Consider the following 21,055-nt stretch of genomic DNA (forward strand, 5'->3'; position numbering starts at 1 on the left):
GACCCCAATTACTGGGCAGCTAACGAACCACTTTGCCATCCGGCGTGATGGTCACCAAATCCACCAGGCGCACCGATTCGTATTTTTTGGCGCGCAGGTTGATGCGAAAACCGCCCACGTCGTAGTCGGTCATGGCCTCAAAGGCTTTTTGCAGGCCGGCCCGGTCGGCCTTGCCAGCGCCTGCGGCACTGCGCCGCACACCTTCGGCAAAGGCCCGTGCCGCGATGTAACCCTCCACGCTTTCGTAACTGGGGTTCTGGTCGGTCTGGTTCACCGCATCCAGGTACTCCTTGATGATGGGTGTCCCGGCACTGCGCGGTGAAGGCACCACCTGCGAAATCACCACGCCGCCTATCTCTTTGCCGAGGGCCGTGAACAAAGGATCTATCCCAACCACCGAAAAATTCAGAAACTGGCCGGCGAACCCGGTCTTGCGCATGGCGCGGATAAACGCGGCCGAGGTGTTGAACAGACTGACCTGGATGATGGCCTGGGGTTGCGCCTTGGCCAGCTGCGCCACCGCCGCCTCTACTTTGTTGCTGTTGACGGGGGCAAAGGCGCTGGCGACCAGCGCCGGGCGTTTCAGGTCGATGAGGGCCTGGTTGACCGCGGCCAGGCCGGCGCGGCCCATGGCGTCGTCTTCGCCAAACACGGCGATACGGTCCTGGTTCAGCGTGGCGCAATGGCGCACCATTTTGTAGGCCTCGTCGGCCAAGGCCGGACGTATGTGAAAGGCATTGGCCAGAGAAGCATCGCGCAGCGCATCCGATGCTGCAAAAGGCGCAAAAAACAAGGTGTTGGCGGGCTGGGCGACGGCAAAAGCCGCATCGCAGCTGGCCGTGCCGACAAAACCAAACAAGGCATCCACGCCTTCGTCCATCAACTGCCTGGCGTTGGCCGCGGCTTTTTGCGGGTTGTAGCCGTCATCGAGCGCCTTGACCTCGATCCTGTAACCGGCCGCCCCGTTTTTGGCGTTGATGGCATCGAAATAAAGCTTGGCCCCGTTGAGATAGGCCAGGCCGATCTGGTCTGCCGCGCCGGTCAGAGGCACCGATTGCCCCACCAGCAGCTTACGACCACCCTTGCCGGCCTGCGACCAGACCGCCGGGCTGAGGACAGCGGCACCCGCTGACATCCCGCCCACAATGAGTACACGTCGATTAAGTCTCATGCCACACCTTTGTTGAAATGCCGGAGGGTCACGAAAGATGGATGCCCGGGCGGCTGACCGACACACATCGTCAATTCGTAACAAATTGAACAAGCACCCCGCAGGTTAGCCCTTTCAGGCCCCAGAAGGCAAGCGGGTGAATGCCAACACGTCATAAGGCTATGCGTGGGCCACCCGCCCGCCCCAAGCTGTCAGGGATGTGCCGGCTTCAACAAAGCCTGAATTTGCCAGGCCAGAAAGAGCCCCACCAGCGAACAGGTACCGGTGACGGTCCAGGTCAATTGCCAGTGGCCGGCTTGACCGGCAACCCAGGCCACCAGCGGTGGTCCGCAGAACTGGCCCAGCGCCGACCACTGCTGCATCCAGCCCACCGTGGTGGGCACGGCCGGCGCGCCCGGCGCCAACTGGACGGCCAGGCTGAACAAGGTGCCGGGAATCAACCCGCCCAACATGGAAAAAACCAGCACGGCGATGTATTGCAGCCAGGGCATGCCCGTGACGCCAAAAGCCAACACAGCGCCCAGTCCCATGGCGACAAAACCCACCGCCAGCAAGGTAACCGGGGCAACACCCCGGTGCAGCAGCCGGCCGGCCGCCAGGTTGCCAATGATGTTGACGCCCGCCGCCAAGGCAGTGAGCCAAGCCGTGGTGCCAGGCGCCAGGCCGGCCTGCGCGTAAATCGAGGGCAAAAAACCCACCACGGCCAGCCATTGGCCCGAATACATCGCAAAACTCAAGGCCACCAGCCAGGCGCCGCGCGAGCGCAAGGTGAGCCGCAGCAAGGCGCGCCAATCCGGGGCCGCCACCGACTTTGGTGGCGACAAGGGCGCCGCATCAACCGGCACGCGCCAAAACACCAGTCCCGCCAGCAAAACGGACAAGGCCGACAAGCCCCACCACCAGAGCCGCCAGCCCCAGGCGGCATCGGCCAGCGCCATCACCGATGGGCCCAGCAGCAAGGCCAGCGCGGCGCCCAGCGGCATGTAAGCGCCCCAGGTGCCCAACATGCGGCTCAGGCGCTCAGGCGGCACCAGCGCGCGCAGCAAGCCGGGCGCGGGCAGCACCACACACAAAAAACCCAGACCTTCGAGCGCGCGGGTCAGCAGCAACACGGTCGCCGTCTGCGCAGCTCCACCCCACACACTCGCCAGACTCAGAAGCAACAAGCCGACCAGCAGACTGCGCCGCGGACCCCAGCGCTGAATCAGCAGGCCCGCCGGCAAGCCCAAGGTCATGCCGGCCAGTTGAACCAGCGACAACAAAAAACCGGCCTGCAGCAGCGACACACCTATGGTTTGCTGCAACACCGGCAGCGCCGGCGGCAGCTTGGCCACATGCAGCGCAGCCACTACCCCGGCGGCAATCACGCAACTGGCAGGGTGCAGGGCTTTCAAACCGAGAACGCCACGCGACCGTGCAGGCGTTCGTGTTCCTTGGCGGCAAAACGATCGGTCATGCCGGCAATGTAGTCGGCCACCACCCGTTCGGGCTTGGCGGGGTATTTGGCACTGACCGGCAGGCTGTTGTCCAGCTGGTCAAAACGGTCGGTGTGGGCTTGCGGCATTTGTGCCGGATCGGCCATGTAGGCGGCAAACAACTCACGCACCACCTGCTGCGCGGTTTGCGTGGTGTCCACCACCTGCGGATGGCGATATAAATTTTGTAGCAAAAAACGCTTGAGGGACGCGGACTTCAAGGCCATTTCTTCGCTAAAACAAACCAGTGGCGGGTTTTGGCGCACGGCCTGCACGTTGCCCACTGCAGCGGCACGCAGGGCCGCGCGGGTGGCGTCCATCACGTCGTAAACCTGCGCGCTGAGCATGCGGCGTATGGTTTCGAACAGCAGACGCCGCCCCTGCAAACCGGGATGTTGCACCAGCGTTTCGCGGCTGTATTGATCGAACAGCGCCACTTCCCCGAGCTGCTCCAGGCTGAGCAGGCCGGAACGCACACCGTCGTCAATGTCATGGGCGTTGTAGGCGATTTCATCGGCCAGGTTGGCGAGCTGGGCTTCCAGGCTGGGCTGCATGACTTGCGCATGCGCATCCGTTGATGCGAGAAAACGTTGCGCCACGCCCCCAGGTTCGCGCGCTTCGATACGTCTGGCGTTGCGGCGCGAGCAATGTTTGAGAATGCCTTCGCGGGTTTCAAACGACAGGTTCAAGCCGTCATAGTCGGGGTAACGCTCTTCCAGCGTGTCCACCACACGCAGGCTTTGCAGGTTGTGCTCAAAGCCGGCGCTGTCCGGGTTGTGGCTTTTCAGGCAGGCATTCAGCGCGTCCTGCCCGGCGTGGCCAAACGGTGCTGTGGCCCAAGTCGTGGGCCAGGGCGATGGCTTCGACCAGGTCTTCGTTCAGGCGCAAGGTGCGGGCGATCGAGCGGCCAAGCTGCGCCACTTCCAGCGAATGGGTCAGGCGGGTGCGAAACAAGTCACCCTCGTGGTTCAAAAACACCTGGGTCTTGTACACCAGCCGGCGAAACGCCGTGGAATGCACAATCCGGTCACGGTCACGCTGAAAGGCCGAACGTGTAGGAGCAGCGGGTTCGGGGTGGCGGCGGCCCAGCGAATGCGCCGGGTCGCAGGCGTAAGAGGCCAAGCTTGTCATTTTTTATGCATTAAATCGGGCTCCAGCCCTTTGTAGACGGACGCAAGCAGCTACTGTTTTTGTAGCGATTGAATAAATCAAACGCAACTGACGTCAATCACTTCGCGCACCAGCGCATCCGGCGCACTGCGTACTGCGGCGCTGCCGGGCGCATCAATCACCACAAAGCGGATTTCGCCGGCTTCGGCTTTTTTGTCGACACGCATGAGTTCCAGGTAGCGCCCAGCGCTGTCGTCAGGCGACAGGCTGGGACCCACAACCGGTAGCCCAGCCCGCTGAATCAAGGTGCGCAAGCGATCCACAAAAGCGGCATCGACCAGGCCCAGGCGCTGCGACAAACGGGCCGCCATCACCATGCCGCAGCCCACACCTTCACCATGTAACCACTGGCCGTAACCCAGACCCGACTCGATCGCATGGCCAAAGGTGTGGCCAAAGTTCAGAATGGCGCGCAGGCCGGCTTCGCGTTCGTCCTGGCCCACCACAGCGGCCTTGATCTCGCAGCTGCGCTGGATCGCATAAGCCAGCGCTGCCGGCTCGCGCGCCAGCAGCGCGTCGATGTTGGTCTCGATCCAGTCCAGAAATGCCATGTCGGCAATCGGCCCGTATTTGATGATCTCGGCCAGGCCGGCGCTCAACTCGCGCGGCGGCAGGGTCTGCAACACATCCAGGTCACAAATCACGCGCTCGGGCTGGTAAAACGCACCCACCATGTTTTTACCCAAGGGGTGGTTGATGGCCGTTTTGCCACCGACCGAGGAATCCACCTGCGCCAGCAAGGTGGTGGGCACCTGCACAAAAGGCACGCCGCGCATGTAGCAGGCCGCGGCAAAACCCGTCATGTCGCCAACCACACCGCCGCCCAACGCAAACAACACGGTTTTGCGATCACACCCATTGCCCAGCAAGGCATCAAAAATCAGTTGCAAGGTCGCCCAGTCCTTGTGCGCCTCGCCATCCGGCAGAGTCACCAACAACACTCTTTTGTAGTGCGCCTGCAGCGCCTTCTGCAGGGCTGGGGCGTACAGCGGCGCGACGGTGTTATTCGACACGATCAGGGCCGTGCTGGCGGCTGGCAGGTTCTGGTAGGTGGCGGGCTCGCCCAACAGGCCGGCGCCAATGAGGATGGGGTAACTGCGCTCGCCCAAGTCGATGTGTACCTGCTGCGTCGCCGGAGGGAAATTTGCTTGCATGACTCAAGTGTAGAGGCTCTGTGGAGAGCCTTGTTTCAGCCGCGGACGCGCCCCAGAAAAATCACGCTCAGGCAGGCGGGGGCGGCAGAAACCCCGCTGCCTCCAGCTGCGCCACGATGGTGTTGACCAGCGCCGCCACCGAAGGCCGCCCGGTCTCCACCACAAAACGGGCGCTTTCACGGTACAGGGGGTCGCGCAGCGTATACAACTCGCGCAAGCGCCCCAACGGGTCCGGCACCTGCAGCAGCGGCCGATTCTGGTCATGGCGCAGGCGGCGAAAAATTTCTTCCGGGGACGAGTGCAAATACACAACCTGGGTACGCTGCATCAAATGGCCACGATTGGCCGACCGCAAGACCGCGCCACCACCAGTGGCCAGCACGCAGGCTTCGCCAGCCAGCGTCAACTCATCAATGACCGTCTGTTCCAGGTCGCGAAATGGCGCTTCGCCATCGCGCTCGAAAAACTCGCGGATCGTCAAGCCGAGGCGCGCCTCAATGACGTGGTCACTGTCCAGGAACGGCAGGCCCAGACGTTTGGCCAGTTGGCGACCCACCGTGGATTTGCCGGAACCCGGCAGGCCGACAAGGGCGATATGGGAAAGAGAGGTCACCGGACACTCCTCTCAAAAGTCATCGTCAAAAGGCAAAGGATTGAGTAAAACACGCTGAGCACATACCGATACGGAAAAATGAAAGGCCTGCTGTCCAGCAGGCCTATAAATCACACGCCGGGCTCAGGCCCGACGTCAAGACACAGCCCGGTCTCAGCGCAAGGCAGCGCCAGATATCATTTTGGGCGAAATAAAGACCAGCAACTCGGACTTGTTGGCGGTACGTGTTCTCGTTTTGAACAAATTGCCCACCCCTGGCAGATCGCCCAGCAAGGGAACCTTGGTTTCATCCTCACGCTCGTTCTGTTCAAAAATGCCGCCAATCACCACGGTGCCGCCGTTTTCCACCAAGACCTGGGTCTGGATATGTTTGGTGTCAATCGCAAAACCATTGGTCGTTGAGCGGCCCACGCTGTCCTTGTTCACATCCACCTGCAGAATGATGTTGCCTTCAGGGGTGATTTGCGGTGTCACTTCCAGCTTCAGGTTGGCTTTGCGGAAGGCAATGGAGGTGGCCCCGCTGGAGGTCGCCTGCTGATAAGGCAACTCGGTTCCCTGCTCAATCAAGGCTTTGACCTGGTCGGCGGTCACAATCCTGGGGCTGGACACAATTTTGCCTTTGCCGTCGGCTTCCATCGCCGAGATTTCTAGATTCAAAAGCCTTGTCAGTGAGGAATTAAACAGGGAGACCGCAAAGGTTGCCGCAGGGAACCCGTTTTGACCGACGCCTGGCAAATTGACAAAGTCTCCGGCGGTGGTTCCGAAGTTACTTCCCAACGCCGGGGCGGTACCAGGCGGAATATTTGGCGTGATGTAGGTTGCACCGAATTGTGTGTTCTGGCTTCCATTCAGGGTGAATGGCCGGCCGCCAAGCCGGACACCGATGGATTTACCAAAGGTATCTGAGGCTTCCACAATACGCGCCTCAATCAAGACTTGGCGCACAGGAATGTCCAGCTTGGCAATCAGGCTTTGCACCTGATCCAGCTTGGAAGGAATATCGGTCACAAACAGCTGATTGGTCCGCACCTCTGAAATCACACTGCCTCGAGGGGACAATATCCTGGTGGCCCCCACCACCCCGGTTCCTATCAGTCCCCTGGCAATGTCCGCCGCCTTGGCATAGTTCAGCCTGAAGTCCTGGGTACGCACCTGCTCCAGGTTTTGAATGGCGTTGCGCGACTCCAGATCGAGCTTGTCTTTCGCCGCCAGCTCATCCTTGGGCGCAATCAGCAATACATTGCCGGTTTTTCGCATGCCCAGACCTTTGGCCTGCAAAATGATGTCCAGCGCCTGATCCCAGGGCACATCTTTCAGGCGCAAGGTCACAGCGCCCGTGACACTGTCGGAGGTCACGATGTTGAAGTTGGTGAAATCGGCAATGACTTGCAGCAAGGAGCGGGTTTCAATGTTCTGAAAATTCAGCGACAGTTTTTCGCCGGTGTAACCGGGTCCTTGGGAGAGCTTGGAGGCATCCACTTTCTGCGGATGCACTTCCACCACAAACTGGTTGTCGCTTTGGTAAGCACTGTGCTCCCACAAGCCTTTGGGCTCCACCACCATGCGCACCTTGTCCCCCACCTGGGAAGTCGTCACACTCTGAACCGGTGTGCCAAAGTCCGACACATCCAGGCGACGGCGCAGCCCCTCGGGCAAGGCGGTTTTCAGGAATTCCACAACCAGGGTTTGGCCCTGCTGGCGGATGTCCACACCCACCTGGTTGTTGGCCAGATCCACCACAATCCGCCCTGAAGCGTCAGCACCGCGTCGGAAATCAATGTCCTTCAAAGGCAAGGTATCGCGATTGCGGTTTTCCGCAAAAATGGGAGCCGCAAGCGCTGATGGCTCGGCGACAGTCACTGGCTTGAGCGTGATCAGCAGTGACTTGCCTTGAATTTGCGCGGTATAGGCCGTGGACGCCTTCAGATTCAAAACAACACGGGTCCGCTCGCCTGCTTGCACCACATTGGCCGAACGCAAATTCCCCAGATTCAAATCAACCGCCGAACGCCCCATCGAGTTGCTGACCCCGGGGAAATCCAGCGCAATCCGGGCCGGTGTTTGAATCGTGAAACCCGTGGGCACCGCCGTCAAGGCTTCCGCAAGGTCGATACGAATCACCTCAGAACCGCCCTGGACAGAACCCGACACAGATTGAATGGCATTCTGGGCTTGCGCCCAAAGCGATGTCGACAACGAAGCCGCCAACAATGCTGTACCGATGACAAAGCGAGCGGAGATCCGTGACCATGTGCCCTGCAAAATACTCGCCTGCATCGTCCACGCCTTCTTATTCATTTTGATCCCTCTTGAAGCTGTAAATTGGCCATCCGCTCCATCCACTCCCCTGCGGCGTCCTGCACAATTTCACGCAGGGCCAGCTCGGTTTCAGAAATTTTCGTGATACGGCCATAGTTCTGACCTAAATAGTTGCCAATCCGAACCTGATACAGCAAGTTGTCCACCCGCACCAAGGCCACAGGCTGCCCCAGCTTGACGAGACTGCCCACCATCGCCACGCTGTCCAGGGGCATGGCTTCCAGCGGCTCCTTGCGCCGGTTCAGCTCGGGCGCGATGAGCGCGGCGTTGGCGGTCGCCTGATTGGAGTCGCGCTTGAGCGCTTGCATCAGTTTCTGATTGCTGAAAGGCTCAATCGCCGCCTCCTGGGTATACGCCTGCGGCGAGAATTTTGTCGGCTCCGGCAAGGGCTCGATTTTCGGCCGGGTCTGGCTGCGCTGTTCGGCCATCCATTGCTGCAACTCTTCCTGCTCTGACGAACTGCAAGCCGTCAGGCCCACACCTGAGCCCAACGCGAATGCCAGCAACACCGCTTTTTTAATGCGCGTTGTTTTCATTTTTTCGGGCCTTTCGCGGCCGCCGCCGTTTTACGCTGCAAAGCGACCTCATCGGGATCCAGGTAACGGAAGGTCTTGGCCGTGCTGTCCATGCTCATCAGGCCGTCCTTGACCGGAGCAATCGTGATGTTGTTCAGTGTCACGATGCGCGACAGGTTGGCAATGTCCGCCGCAAAAGCACCAACATCGTGATACCGCCCCGTCACCTTGATCGCGATCGGCAGTTCTGCGTAATAGTCCTTGACACTGACCTGTCCCGGCCTGAACAGCTCGAACTGCAAACTGCGGCCCAACCCGGCTTGATTGATGTCCGACAAGAGCGCGTCCATTTCCGCTTTGCTTGGCAACTGCTTTTCAAGTTGGGTCACATACTGCTGGACCTGCTCTCGCTGCTTTTTCAGGGCGTCCAGATTCACGGCTTGTGTCAGCTTCTTCTTGAAATCTTCCCGCAATTGGACTTCTTTGGCCTGTTCGGCCTGGAGTTCCTCGTCGGAGGCGCTGAGCCACACAAACCACAAGGCGACCATCACCACCACGGTGACAAACACGCACAAAAGGTAGCGGGGGAAGGCGGGCCAGGAGGACGGGTCGTTAGGATTAAGGCCTGCAAATTGCGCCTTCAGGCCGTCCTGGAGTGCCGCAAAATCTATGTTGACTTTAGGAATACTTGCCATATTCAGTGCTTGTTCCGAGCCGGTTTGTCAGATCCTGGCCGCGACAGGGCTGGCCTGCGCGGGTTTGATCGTTGCGGGGCCAGTGGTACCCGACGGGGTGGCCGGTGTCGCTTTCTGTACGTCGGTCGCTCGCTTGAGCGCCACCCGCATCGAAAAATTGGCCACACGGCGCTGATCACGCGCCCCGAGCGCAAGGCTCCTGCCCGTGATTTCAATCAGTTCGGGCCGGGTCAGCCACGGGCTGTTGTTGCCCAGATTGCGCAGCAACTCGGAGACCCGTTCGTTGGACTGGGCCACGCCAGCCAGCAAGACCACTTGATTTTCCTGCTTCATGCTGGTCAGGTAGACGCCATCGGGCAATTGTTTGACCAGTTCATCCAGCAGATAAACCGGCAGGTTGCGATTGCCCTGCAAATCTTCCACGGCATTTTGCCGCGCGCGCAGCGCAGCAATTTCCTGCTGCAAACCGGCAATTTCCTTGATCTGATTGTCCAGACGGGTGATTTCGGTCTTCAGATAGGTGTTTTGATCCTGTTGCCCCGAAATCTGGGCCTGATACCAGGAATACACTGCGCCGCAGATCAGGCCGCCGGCCAGCGCCGCAATACCCAAGGCCACAAAAAAAGCTTCGCGCCTGCGCTTGCGCGCAGCTTCGCGGTGAGGAAGTAAATTGACCAGAATCACTGGAAAAACCTCCGCAAAGCCAGCCCGCACGAGGTGAGGTAAGACGAGGCTTCACGCTTCATCTTTTTCTCCCGGATATTGTTGCCCAGGGTCATGCCCTCAAAGGGATTGGCCACCATGCAGGAAAAGGAAGTTTGCTGTGTGACAGCCTCGGTCAGGCCAGGCAAGGCCGACGAGCCCCCCGCCAGCATCACGTAGTCAACCTTGTTGTGAGGCGTGCTGGTAAAAAAGAACTGCAACGCACGGCCTATTTCCTGCGCCATGCTGTCGACAAAAGGCCTGAGCACACTGGATTCATAATCGTCCGGGAGATCGCCGCTGCGTTTTTTGCTTTCGGCCTCTTCCGGGGAAAAGCCGTATTGGCGCACGATCAGCTGGGTCAGTTGGGCTCCGCCAAAGGCCTGGTCACGTTCGTACAACACCTCGTCGTTCTTGATCACCTGCATGCTGGTCGTCAAGGCGCCCACCTCAAACAGGGCCACCATGGTGTCCAGGCCCTTGTTGGGCAGGTTTTCTATCAGGCGGGCCGTGGCCAGGCGCGATGCATAAGACTCCACATCCACCACCACGGGTTTGAGCCCGGCCGCTTCAGCCAGGCCTTGCCTGTCATTGACTTTTTCCTTGCGGGAGGCGGCGATCAACACCTCCACATCGCCCGCCGAACTGGCGCTGGGACCGATCACACAAAAGTCCAGACTGACTTCATCCAGCGAAAATGGGATGTACTGGTTGGCCTCGGCCTCAACCTGGATTTCGAGCTCCTGCTCGGACAGTCCGCCTGGCAGGATGATTTTTTTGGTGATCACAGCCGATGCCGGCAGGGCCATGGCCACATTGCGGGTGCGGGTTCCGCTTTTTTTGACCAGGCGGCGTACTGCCTCAGCCACTTCGTCGAACTTTTCCACGTTGCCGTCGGTGATCCAGCCTCTTTCCAGGGGCTCAATCGCGCATCGATCCAGCACCAGGTTGCCAGCCTTGTCGCGGCTCAACTCCACCAGCTTGACGCTGGATGAACTGATGTCCAAACCCAGCAAGGCTGACGATTGACGGCTAAATAAGGATCCCAAAGAGATCAAGACGGTCCCCAGATGATGGCTAATGTGTAGCCCTGCTAACTTAAGAAATCACTTGAATGCTATCAGTAAGGTCCTTGTACAACAAAGGATTTTCCGGTTTTGGCTTACCATCACCGTTGTCAAAAGTAGACGCTTTTCGCGGCTTTGGCTGAATTGATGCGAGAACGAGGATCTACATCCATACGCGAAATGAGAGACCATTAACAACCCCTCAAATCGTCCCTCGCAGGCATTTTTTTATAATGTTGACGCGCACTTACGCGGAACCTCATGTCATCAAACTCCTCGCCGTCCGAATCCCGCTCAACTCCCGCCAACCGCCCGCAGTGGATGCGGGTGGTGCTGAAAATTTCTGCCTGGGGCCTGGGCTTGGCGCTGGCTGGCTTTATTTCGCTGCTGATGGTGGTGGCTGTCGCGCTGGCTGTGGCCTACCCCAACCTGCCGGATGTGTCCGACTTGCTGGATTACCGGCCCAAGCTGCCGCTGCGCATTTATTCGTCCGATGCCGTGCTGATCGGCGAGTTTGGTGAGGAGCGCCGCAACCTCACCCCGATCGGCGACATTCCCAAAGTGATGAAAGACGCGGTGCTGGCCATTGAGGATGCACGTTTTTTCTCACATGGCGGTGTGGACTATATAGGCGTGATACGCGCCGGCCTGGCCAATGTGGGCCGCGCCAAGAGCCAGGGGGCGTCCACCATCACCATGCAGGTGGCCCGCAATGTCTACCTGTCCACGGAAAAAAGTTATACCCGCAAGATTTACGAGATTTTGCTGACCTTCAAGCTGGAGCACACGCTTAGCAAGGACCAGATTCTTGAGATCTACATGAACCAGATCTTCCTGGGCCAGCGCGCCTATGGTTTTGCCGCCGCCTCGGAAACCTATTTCGGCAAGCCGCTGAAAGACATCAGCATTGCCGAAGCCGCCATGCTGGCGGGCCTGCCCAAAGCACCCTCCGCCTACAACCCGGTGAGCAACCCGAAGCGGGCCAAAACGCGTCAGCTCTACATCATTGACCGCATGCTGGAAAACGGCTTTATCACGCCGGAACAGGCGGAGGCGGCCAAAAACGAGCAACTCACGATCAAATCCGGCCCCAATGCGGGCCGGGTGCACGCTGAATTTGTCGCGGAAACCGTGCGCCAGCTGGTGTTCAACCAGTATGGTGATGAGACCTACACCCGCGGCCTCAATGTGTTCACCACCCTGAACGCCGCCGACCAGACCGTGGCCTACAAAGCCTTGCGCAAAGGCATCATGGACTATGAGCGGCGACAGATTTACCGCGGCCCGGAGAAGTTCATCGAACTGCCCAAAGACCCCCAGGACATCGAAGAGGCGATTGATGATGCCCTGGTCGACAGTCCGGACAACGACGATGTGATGTCAGCCATCGTCCTGGAAGCTGGCCCGAAGAAAATCGTGGCAGTTCGCCAGAACAGCGAAACCATAGAAATCACCGGCGACGGCCTCAAGCCGGCCCAGTCCGGCTTGTCCGACAAGGCCGCGCCCAATATCAAGATTCGTCGCGGCGCCCTGATACGCGTCGCTAAAACGCCGAAAAACACCTGGGAAATCACACAACTGCCCGAAGTCGAAGGCGCTTTTGTCGCATTGGACCCACGCAACGGGGCGATCAAGGCCCTGGTTGGCGGTTTTGACTATGCCAAAAACAAGTTCAACCATGTGACCCAGGCCTGGCGCCAGCCGGGCTCCAGCTTCAAGCCTTTTATCTATTCAGCCGCCCTCGAAAAAGGCTTCACGCCGGCCACCGTCGTCAACGATGCACCACTGTTTTTTGATGCCGGCGTCACCGGTGGCCAGCCCTGGGAACCCAAAAACTACGACGGAACGTTTGAAGGCCCCATGAGCCTGCGACGCGGCTTGGCGAGGTCAAAAAACATGATCTCCATCCGGATCTTGCAGGCGATTGGTCCCAAATATGGGCAGGAATGGGTGACGCATTTTGGCTTTGATGCCGACAAACACCCGGCTTACCTGACCATGGCACTGGGTGCCGGCTCCGTCACGCCAATGCAAATGGCCATTGGTTACTCGGTGTTTGCCAACGGCGGTTACCGCGTCAACCCCTACCTGATCACCAAAATCACAGATCAGAAAGGCAAGGTGCTGGTTGAAAGCCCGGTGCCCGTGCTGGATGAATCGGTGCGTGGCATCGATGCGCGCAATGCCTTCGTCATGTCCAACCTGCTGCAGGAAGTCGCCCGTAGCGGCACCGCCGCCAAGGCGCAAGCCACCCTGAAACGGCCTGACCTGTTTGGCAAAACCGGCACCACCAATGACTCGATCGACACATGGTTTGTCGGCTACCAGCCGACGCTGACAGCGGCCGTCTGGATGGGCTACGACACACCGAAAAAACTGGGTGACCGGGAAACCGGCGGCGGCCTGAGTTTGCCGATCTGGATCAACTTTATGGAATACGCGCTCAAAGGTGTGCCCGTCACCGAGTATTCGCCGCCCCAAGGCGTGCTCAACATGGGCGGTGAATGGTTTTATGACGAATACGCCAAAGGCTCAGGCATCAGCAGTGTCGGCCTGGCCGACAAGGCCGCGCCAGGGGCCAGCACCGACAGCCCGGTCAGCGGTCAACCTGTGCCGCCGGGCACGGCCATCCAGTCGCCACCGCCCGGAGACGAAAGAAAACGGATTCTGGACTTGTTCAAGAACTAAAGATATTGCCCCCACGCTTGCCACTGCGTGTGCTGCGCTGCCCCCCAAGGGGGCTGAACTTGCTCGGGGCGGCCCTTCGCTGCGTTCGCTGCCCCCACGGTTGCCACTGCGTGTGCCAAGCTGCCCCCGAGGGGCTTAACTGGCTCGGGGGTGGCCCTTCACCGCGTTCGTTGCCACCACTTTTGCGCTACGGCGCGGCACTGAACACCAGCGCCTGGCCGGCCTGTTCGCTCGCATGCCGTGACAGCCGGGCAAACAATTCGCTGGCGTCCTTGGTGTCCGTCCATTGGCCGTTGATGAGCTTGTAGTGGAAACCGCCGGCACGAGCCGCCATCCAGATTTCTTGCAGCGGTTTTTGCAGATTGATCACAATCTGGCTGCGATTGGCAAACGTGAGCGTGATCATGCCGCCCGTCCGCTGGTTGTCGATGTCGGCCTCCGTCTCATCGTTGATGCGGTCACACGCCATTTCAATCGCCTTGAGCGCAGCTTCGGCATGGTCCAGATAATCAAGGTCCGTCATTACAATCCCATCATGTTTGCAAGATTTCACATTCGAGCTCAAATTTTAGGTTGCCGGCGTGTCCTCTCCTGGAGTCATGGCCTTTGCCCCCTGATACTTGCCCTCGCCGCTGCGGCCAGCCTGAGTGCTTGCGGCCAAAAAGGCCGGCTCTTTATGCCGCTTCCACCCAAGGCGATTCCTGCGGCGGGCGTTACACCAACCGCCCCGGCCAGCACCCCTGCCACACCCGCGCCCACGACAGACCTCCCAGAGGCCCCGGAAGCCAGTCCGCCTACCTACACCCCCAAACCGCAATGAGCTTGATCACTTCCTCTGCCCAGCCCGCCCTGCCAGGCGCGCCACACCTTGCCTACCGGGAAGGCCAACTGCATCTGGAAGCAGCTCGTCTCGACCAATTGGCCCGTGAACACGGCACGCCATTGTTTGTGTACTCCAAAGCGTCCATGCTGGCCGCGCTGGCGGCTTACCAGCAAGGCTTTGCCGGACGCAACGCGCAGATTTGTTATGCCATGAAGGCCAACTCCTCGCTAGGCGTGTTGCAGGTGTTTGCCCAGGCGGGCTGCGGCTTTGACATCGTGTCCGGCGGCGAACTCGAACGTGTGCTGGCGGCGGGCGCCGATGTGCGCCAAGTCATTTTCTCGGGCGTGGGCAAAACCCGCGCCGAAATGCGGCGGGCACTGGCCGCCGGCATCGGCTGCTTCAACGTCGAAAGTGAAGCCGAGCTGGACGTGTTGTCCGAGGTGGCGCTGGCCATGCAACGGGTCGCTCCGATCAGCATTCGCGTCAACCCCAACGTCGATCCGAAAACCCACCCCTACATTTCGACCGGCCTCAAGGGCAACAAGTTTGGCGTAGCGCACGAAGACGCTTTGCGGATTTATCAGCATGCGGCCGCCCTCCCGGGTTTGAAGATCGTCGGTATTGACTGCCACATTGGCTCGCAAATCACCGAAACCACGCCTTACCTGGACGCCATGGACCGGATACTGGACCTGGTGGCCAGCATAGAAGCGGCGGGCATCACCCTTGACCACATAGATTTTGGCGGCGGCCTGGGCATCAACTACAACCAGGATGCGCCCCCCGCGGCCGATGCCTTGTGGCGGGAACTGCTGGCCAAGATTGATGCGCGTGGCTACGGCGGAAAAAAACTGATGATTGAGCCCGGCCGTTCCTTGGTCGGCAATGCCGGTGTCTGCCTGACCGAGGTGATCTACCTCAAGCCCGGCGAGCAGAAAAACTTCTGCGTGATTGATGCCGCGATGAACGACTTGCCGCGCCCAGCCATGTACCAGGCCTTTCATGCCATCGTGCCGCTCACGCCACGCCAGGACTTGCCGGCGACGACCTACGACGTGGTGGGCCCGGTCTGCGAAAGCGGCGACTGGATAGGCCGCGACCGCGCGCTGGCGGTGCATAGCGGCGACTGCCTGGCGGTTCTTTCCGCCGGGGCTTATTGCATGAGCATGGCCAGCAACTACAACACGCGTGGCCGTGCCGCCGAGTTGCTGGTCGATGGCGCCCAGGTGCATGTGATCCGTCGCCGGGAAAACACCGCCGACCAGATGCGCCATGAGCAACTGATCCCCGGCTGAATGTTGACCTCTGCCGGGGGTAGCTCAGTCGCTACTATTCCGATAGCTGCCTGCGCCCGCCAATCATGGGCTGCAGCCTCTTTTTCCTTGAATATTGCTGCAAACGCCAGCCCAGCAGCAGCGCCACGATCACGGCATACACAAACACTTCGGCAAAGTTGTTTTTGCCGGCACGCATCCAGAAAAAATGCAGCAAGCCCAGTCCCGTGATCAGGTACACCAGCTTGTGCAATAACTGCCAGCGTTTGGCCCCCAGGTACTTGATGGCCGCATTGAACGAGGTGGCCGCCAGCGGGGTCAGCAATAAAAAGGCGGAAAAGCCGACCAGGATAAAGGGCCGCTTGGCAATGTCCTTGGCAATGTCGGCCACGTCAAAACCCATGTCAAACCAGCTGTAACTCAGCAGGTGAACCACCACATAAAAGTAGACGAAAAGGCCCAACATGCGCCTGAACCGCGCCAGCGCCGGCGTGCCGGTGATCACCCGCAGCGGCGTCACGGCCAGCACCATGCACAAGAAGCGCAAGGTCCAGTCGCCGGTCGCACGGATCAAATATTCGGCCGGATTGGCGCCCAGATTGTTGGTCAAGGCGCCGTAAAACAGCCAGGCAAAAGGCAACAAGGCGGCGACAAACACCAGCGGCTTGGCGGCCGGGTGCAAAAGCAGCGCTTTCGCGGCCTTCATCAGAAGTTCTTTTTGAGGTCCATGCCCGCGTAAAGCTGGCCGACCTGGGCCTCGTAGCCGTTGAACAGCAAGGTTTTGCGTTTTTTGGCAAACAGGCCGTCTTCCCCGATACGACGTTCCGTCGCCTGGCTCCAGCGCGGGTGATCCACGTTCGGGTTCACATTGGAATAAAACCCGTATTCGTTGGCGGCCGCCTTGTTCCAGGCGGTCTTGGGCTCTTTGTCGGTGAAACGGATTTTGACAATACTTTTGCCGCTTTTGAAACCGTATTTCCAGGGCACCACCAGGCGCACCGGCGCGCCGCTCTGGTTCGGCAAAACCTCGCCATACATGCCAAAAGCCAGCAAGGTCAGCGGGTTCATGGCTTCGTCCATGCGCAAGGCTTCGACATAAGGCCAGTCGAGCACACGCGAACCAACAAAAGGCATGGTTTTCGGGTCGGCCTGGGTGATGAACTCGACGTATTTGGCATTGCCCAGCGGCTCCACCTTCTTGATCAGGTCGGCCAGGGAATAACCGACCCAGGGAATCACCATGGACCAGCCTTCCACACAGCGCAGGCGGTAAATACGCTCTTCCTGGGCGCTGAGTTTGATCAGGTCTTCGATGGCCCAGGTTTTGGGCTGTTTGACCAGGCCTTCTATCGCCACCGTCCAGGGTTTGGTGACCAGGGTGTGGGCGTTCCTGGCCGGGTCCGACTTGTCGGTGCCGAACTCGTAGAAGTTGTTGTAGGTCGTCGCGTCTTTGTAGTCAGTGACTTTTTCCATGGTCACAGCACCAGGCACGCCAGAGCGGGCGCCGGGCAAGGCGGCCAGCTTGCCGGGTTTGGCCAGGGTTTGTGCCAACGCCTCCCGCCCGGCCCAGCCGGCCAGGGCCGCCCCCGCAGCGCCCGTGGCCATCAACCGGATCAGCTCACGCCGTTGCTGGTAGATGGCTGGCGACGTGATCTCGCTGGAAGCGGGGTGAATAAAGCCACGGTGACCGGTGTTGATCAGCATCTTGTTTCCTTGCAGTTTGTCGATTCAGGGCGGGGTTAACCTCAGTCTGTATACGCAGCGACTTCCAACAAGGATTCAAGCTGCGTTTACAAGGTTCCGTAACTGTGCAGACCGGAGAGGAACATGTTCACGCCCAGGAAGGCAAAGGTGGTCACGGCCAGCCCCACCAGCGCCCACCAGGACGCCACGGTACCGCGCAAGCCCTTGACCAGCCGCATATGCAGCCAGGCCGCGTAGTTGAGCCAGACAATCAGCGCCCAAGTCTCTTTGGGATCCCAGCTCCAGTAACCACCCCAAGCCTCGGCCGCCCACAAGGCGCCCAGCACGGTGGCTATGGTGAAAAAGGCAAAACCCACGGCAATCGCCTTGTACATCACATCATCCAGCACCTCGGCTGCCGGCAAACGCGCGGCAATCCGCTGGCGCCCCAGCAAAATGCCGGCGGCGATCAGGCCGGAGACCAGCAGGTAACCCACCCAGTAATTGCTGCCGCCCACATCGGCCGGCGATTTGCGAAACACAATCGGCACAAAACACAAAACCACGCCTAACAACCACAGCGGCGTGAGTTTGTACCAGCGGGTCTCGCTGGCCTGTTGCTTGATCAGGTAAGCCAGCGCCACCATGGCTGCCAGCGAGAACATGCCGTAACCAATGAAGTTGGCCGGCACATGTAATTTCATCCACCAACTTTTCAGCGCGGGCACCAGCGGCTGGATTTCATGCGCCTCGCGCACCACCGTGTACCACAGCAAAAAACCCACGGCGGCACTGACCACCAGCATCACAAACGCGCCCATGGCACGGGTGTTGTATTGCGCTTCAAAATACAGGTAAAACGCGGCAGTCATCCAGCAAAACAGCACAAACACTTCGTACAGATTGCTCACCGGGATGTGGCCGATATCGGCGCCCAGCAGATAACTTTCATACCAGCGCACCATGGTGCCCACCAGTGCCATGCCCACAGCCACCCAGGCAATTTTGCTGCCCAGCGATTCCAGCGTATCGTTTTGTCCCTTGGCGAACATGCCCAGCCAGTAAAACACCGTGCTCATGAAAAACAGCACACTCATCCAGAGGATGGCGGATTGGCTGGAGAGGAAATACTTGAGCCAGAAAACCTGTTCGGCCCGCGCCAGATCACTCTGGTAAGACAGGATGCCCAGCAAGGAAAAACCCGCCACCAACAACATCAACAAACGCAGTGGCCGCCAGAACCAGCCCATCGCAATCACGGCGGGAATGGTGCCCAGCAAAATGCCTTTTTCGTAGACGTCCATGTAGGCGTTGTAGCGGGCAAAGGCATATAACCCGCCCACCAGTGCCACGACGGCAAAAAGCCAGTCCAGCAGATTGCGTTTCGCAAAATAGCCTTCCTGCAGGCTGATGGTCGTCGCGTTTGTGCCGCGCGAGTTCAGGGTGGTGGTGTTCATCGTGGCACCTGTAAAAGTTTTGTTTTCAGCATTTCGAATTCCTTGCCACCGTCCAGGGTCTGGCGGTTGCTCGACATGGCCATGGTCGCCAGACTGCCTGTGCCTGATTCTGGCCCTTTTTCCGCCGCGGTGGTGTCCGCTGGTGCCAGCCAGACCCAGAGCCGGCGCTCACGTACATACAACATGGCAAAAATACCCAGGATCAGAAAGGCACAGCCCAGGTAAACAATGTTTTTACCGGGCGTCCGTGTGACCTGGAACACGCTGGCCTGCACCTGTGTGAAGTCTTTGAGCTCAAACGCCATGGGCGCGGGGTAGTGGTGGGCGTCGCTGAGCGACAACACGGCCTGCGCCATGTAAGCCTGGGTCTTGTCGTCGAGCGGCATGGGCTTGAGGCCGTTTTGCTCGCGAGTGAGTTGGGCCAATTCGAACAACACGCCGTTGAGGATACGCACCAGCACCTCGCCGGCGCGGTTGCGTTCGTCTTCCGGCACATTGGCTTCCATGAAAGCGGAAATCGCCTGCAAGCCGGCCAGCGCTTTGGGCTGGGTGGCCTCGGCCGGCTGGTCCGGACCGGCAAACAGGGCCAGCGCCCGCGATGCGGACGCCGTCAGTTGCTGGGCCAGCTCGGGCCGGTCAGCGGCAATCGCCTGGCGCACATAACGCTGGACCGCACGCTCGCGCTGGACCGGATCGGCCAGCGCCTGGCGCAGCCGCAAAAAGCTGTCCATGCTGCCCAACTCGTCGGCCGGGATACGCAGGTACTGGAAAGCGCCATTGAGGGTGTCGCGCACACCCAGCAAAAACACCGCCGGGCTAGCCTCTGCCGTGTCCATCTTGACCGGCAGCATGTAGTTATGGAACTCGCGTGCCTGACCAGAGGCATCGCGCAATTTATAGGTCACGCTGGGGCCGACATTGCGCAGTTCTTTTTGCTCTTTGGTCTTGTTGGCGGCGCCCAGGCGTGCGTCTATGGACTGGCGCAAATCGACCTTGCGTACATCGGCGCCCGAGCCGCCATCCAGGTTGCCCGCGCCGCCGAAGTTCTCGACGTTGATGACACGCAAGGCGCTGTACTCCAGCGTCATTTTTTCGCTGCCATTGGTCAGGCTGCTGGAGCCGCCAATCGTGCCCTGGATTTCAAACGGCTTGCTGGAGACCTGGGTACCGGTGGCGATAGGCACCGCCTTGAGCGTGACGCTGGAGCCGCCATCGTCAAAGCTGGACTGGAAAATTTCTATGCCCTTGTAGTGGGCCGGATGGTTGACCTCAACGCGGGCCGCCGTTTTTTCGCCGGTTTCCTTGTCGTGAATCACGATATCGCTGGCAAACAGCTTGGGCATGCCTGTGGAGTAATACTCAACGATGAATTTTTTCAGTTCCACCGCAAAAGGCAGGTCCTGCAGCAACACGCCGCCGGGCTGGTTCAGGATGGCGGTGCTGGACTGTGTGCCTTCGGCCACCAGCAAATTGGCCCGGAACGTGGGGTTGCCTTCGCCCAGGCGGTGTTGCGCCGGGACATCGGCAATCAGCCCGCCGCCGGTGTAAATGGCCTTGTTGTTCAGCCACATTTGCGCCCGCACCACCAAATCACCGTCGAGCAGGCCGCCGACACAGACCAGCACAATGGCGCTATGGGCCGCGATATAACCCAGCTTGTTGGCCGCGCCCGCCTTGGCGGCCACCATCCAGCCGCTGCCGCCTGGCGTGTCGCGTTGCTGCAGTTTGACCTTCCAGCCGCCCTGCACCAGGGTTTGCCCGATACGTCGCGCCGCGGTTTCAGGCGTTTCGCCCAGAGCGGCTTCGGCGCGCTGGCCAAAAGCCTTGAGGCTTTGCTCGCGGATGTTTTCCTTGACTTGGTTCAGGTCGGCCAGAATCTTGGGCGTGTTGCGGCTGATACACAGGCTGGTGCTGATGACCAGAAAGGCCAGGATCAACATGAACCACCAGGCGCTGTAGACGGTGTAGAGGTTGACCGCGCCAAACACCTGGGCCCAGAAGGGCCCAAACTGGTTGACGTAGTTGCCGAGCGGCTCGTGCTGCTTGAGCACCGTCCCTATCACCGAGGCGATACAAATAACAGTCAATAGCGCGATGGAAAACCGCATCGACGACAGCAGCTCCACACTGGAACGCAAGGCGTGCGAGCGGGACTTGAGCCGTAGGCCGTGAGTGGAAACTGTCATGCGTGCGTTTGAATAGGCTAAATGGGCTGGAACAAAAAAAGGCGGGCCTTCATCAAAAGACCC

General features: G+C 59.7%; 17 protein-coding genes and 1 pseudogene. 3 read left to right on the forward strand and 15 right to left on the reverse strand.

Features of this window, described 5'->3' with window-relative positions:
• Positions 1-19: 19 nt before the first annotated feature.
• The 10 genes and pseudogenes from ACHMXK_RS19335 to ACHMXK_RS19380 form a co-directional block, all read right to left on the reverse strand.
• Entirely contained in the window at positions 20-1,171 is a 1,152-nt protein-coding gene (locus ACHMXK_RS19335; RefSeq protein ID WP_397442143.1) for an ABC transporter substrate-binding protein, read from the reverse strand.
• A 191-nt stretch (positions 1,172-1,362) separates the two neighbouring features.
• Positions 1,363-2,565: a CynX/NimT family MFS transporter gene (locus ACHMXK_RS19340; RefSeq protein WP_397442144.1), complete on the reverse strand. Its 1,203-nt coding sequence runs from the start codon at positions 2,563-2,565 to the stop codon at positions 1,363-1,365.
• Positions 2,562-3,777: pseudogene (locus ACHMXK_RS19345) on the reverse strand (deoxyguanosinetriphosphate triphosphohydrolase). Before ACHMXK_RS19345 ends, ACHMXK_RS19340 begins: the two are co-directional and overlap by 4 nt.
• A gap of 77 nt (positions 3,778-3,854) precedes the next feature.
• Positions 3,855-4,970 (reverse strand): 3-dehydroquinate synthase, encoded by a 1,116-nt coding sequence (gene aroB / locus ACHMXK_RS19350; protein WP_397442146.1) that lies wholly within the window; start codon positions 4,968-4,970, stop codon positions 3,855-3,857.
• A 67-nt stretch (positions 4,971-5,037) separates the two neighbouring features.
• Positions 5,038-5,583: a shikimate kinase gene (locus ACHMXK_RS19355; protein ID WP_397442147.1), complete on the reverse strand. Its 546-nt coding sequence runs from the start codon at positions 5,581-5,583 to the stop codon at positions 5,038-5,040.
• Positions 5,584-5,736: 153 nt separating this feature from the next.
• On the reverse strand, positions 5,737-7,881 hold the full coding sequence (pilQ, locus tag ACHMXK_RS19360; RefSeq protein ID WP_397442148.1) for a type IV pilus secretin PilQ: 2,145 nt from the start codon (positions 7,879-7,881) through the stop codon (positions 5,737-5,739).
• Positions 7,878-8,438 (reverse strand): pilus assembly protein PilP, encoded by a 561-nt coding sequence (locus ACHMXK_RS19365; protein ID WP_397442149.1) that lies wholly within the window; start codon positions 8,436-8,438, stop codon positions 7,878-7,880. Before ACHMXK_RS19365 ends, pilQ begins: the two co-directional genes overlap by 4 nt.
• Positions 8,435-9,112 (reverse strand): type 4a pilus biogenesis protein PilO, encoded by a 678-nt coding sequence (locus ACHMXK_RS19370; protein WP_397442150.1) that lies wholly within the window; start codon positions 9,110-9,112, stop codon positions 8,435-8,437. The genes ACHMXK_RS19365 and ACHMXK_RS19370 overlap by 4 nt, the downstream gene beginning before the upstream one ends.
• A 27-nt stretch (positions 9,113-9,139) precedes the next feature.
• Positions 9,140-9,796: a PilN domain-containing protein gene (locus ACHMXK_RS19375; RefSeq protein WP_397442151.1), complete on the reverse strand. Its 657-nt coding sequence runs from the start codon at positions 9,794-9,796 to the stop codon at positions 9,140-9,142.
• Positions 9,793-10,872, reverse strand: a complete 1,080-nt coding sequence (locus ACHMXK_RS19380; RefSeq protein WP_397442152.1) for a pilus assembly protein PilM — start codon at positions 10,870-10,872, stop codon at positions 9,793-9,795. Before ACHMXK_RS19380 ends, ACHMXK_RS19375 begins: the two co-directional genes overlap by 4 nt.
• A gap of 270 nt (positions 10,873-11,142) precedes the next feature.
• Here ACHMXK_RS19380 and ACHMXK_RS19385 point away from each other — a divergent pair, with 270 nt between their 5' ends.
• Positions 11,143-13,569, forward strand: a complete 2,427-nt coding sequence (locus tag ACHMXK_RS19385; RefSeq protein ID WP_397442154.1) for a penicillin-binding protein 1A — start codon at positions 11,143-11,145, stop codon at positions 13,567-13,569.
• Positions 13,570-13,756: 187 nt separating this feature from the next.
• Here the strand turns inward: ACHMXK_RS19385 and cyaY are convergent, their stop codons facing one another.
• Entirely contained in the window at positions 13,757-14,092 is a 336-nt protein-coding gene (gene cyaY, locus ACHMXK_RS19390; RefSeq protein ID WP_397442155.1) for an iron donor protein CyaY, read from the reverse strand.
• A 12-nt stretch (positions 14,093-14,104) separates the two neighbouring features.
• Here cyaY and ACHMXK_RS19395 point away from each other — a divergent pair, with 12 nt between their 5' ends.
• Positions 14,105-14,389 carry a lipoprotein gene (locus tag ACHMXK_RS19395; RefSeq protein ID WP_397442156.1) on the forward strand — a complete coding sequence of 95 codons (285 nt, stop codon included), beginning with the start codon at positions 14,105-14,107 and terminating at the stop codon, positions 14,387-14,389.
• Positions 14,386-15,687, forward strand: coding sequence for a diaminopimelate decarboxylase (gene lysA / locus ACHMXK_RS19400; protein WP_397442158.1), 1,302 nt, complete (start codon positions 14,386-14,388; stop codon positions 15,685-15,687). The genes ACHMXK_RS19395 and lysA overlap by 4 nt, the downstream gene beginning before the upstream one ends.
• A 34-nt stretch (positions 15,688-15,721) precedes the next feature.
• Here lysA and ACHMXK_RS19405 read toward each other — a convergent pair whose 3' ends face one another.
• The 4 genes from ACHMXK_RS19405 to ACHMXK_RS19420 all read right to left on the reverse strand — a co-directional run bounded on the left by ACHMXK_RS19405 (position 15,722) and on the right by ACHMXK_RS19420 (position 20,992).
• The gene (locus tag ACHMXK_RS19405) at positions 15,722-16,372 is read right to left on the reverse strand and encodes a sulfite oxidase heme-binding subunit YedZ (RefSeq protein WP_397442159.1); all 651 of its coding nucleotides are present in this window, start codon (positions 16,370-16,372) and stop codon (positions 15,722-15,724) included.
• Positions 16,372-17,370 carry a protein-methionine-sulfoxide reductase catalytic subunit MsrP gene (msrP, locus tag ACHMXK_RS19410; protein WP_397442160.1) on the reverse strand — a complete coding sequence of 333 codons (999 nt, stop codon included), beginning with the start codon at positions 17,368-17,370 and terminating at the stop codon, positions 16,372-16,374. Before msrP ends, ACHMXK_RS19405 begins: the two co-directional genes overlap by 1 nt.
• Positions 17,371-17,456: 86 nt before the next feature.
• Positions 17,457-18,806, reverse strand: a complete 1,350-nt coding sequence (ccsB, locus tag ACHMXK_RS19415) for a c-type cytochrome biogenesis protein CcsB (RefSeq protein WP_397442161.1) — start codon at positions 18,804-18,806, stop codon at positions 17,457-17,459.
• Positions 18,803-20,992 carry a cytochrome c biogenesis protein ResB gene (locus tag ACHMXK_RS19420; protein ID WP_397442163.1) on the reverse strand — a complete coding sequence of 730 codons (2,190 nt, stop codon included), beginning with the start codon at positions 20,990-20,992 and terminating at the stop codon, positions 18,803-18,805. The genes ccsB and ACHMXK_RS19420 overlap by 4 nt, the downstream gene beginning before the upstream one ends.
• Between the last annotated feature and the right edge of the window lie 63 nt (positions 20,993-21,055).

Origin of the sequence: Polaromonas sp. UC242_47, assembly GCF_044452385.1 — a bacterium.
GTDB lineage: Bacteria > Pseudomonadota > Gammaproteobacteria > Burkholderiales > Burkholderiaceae_C > Polaromonas.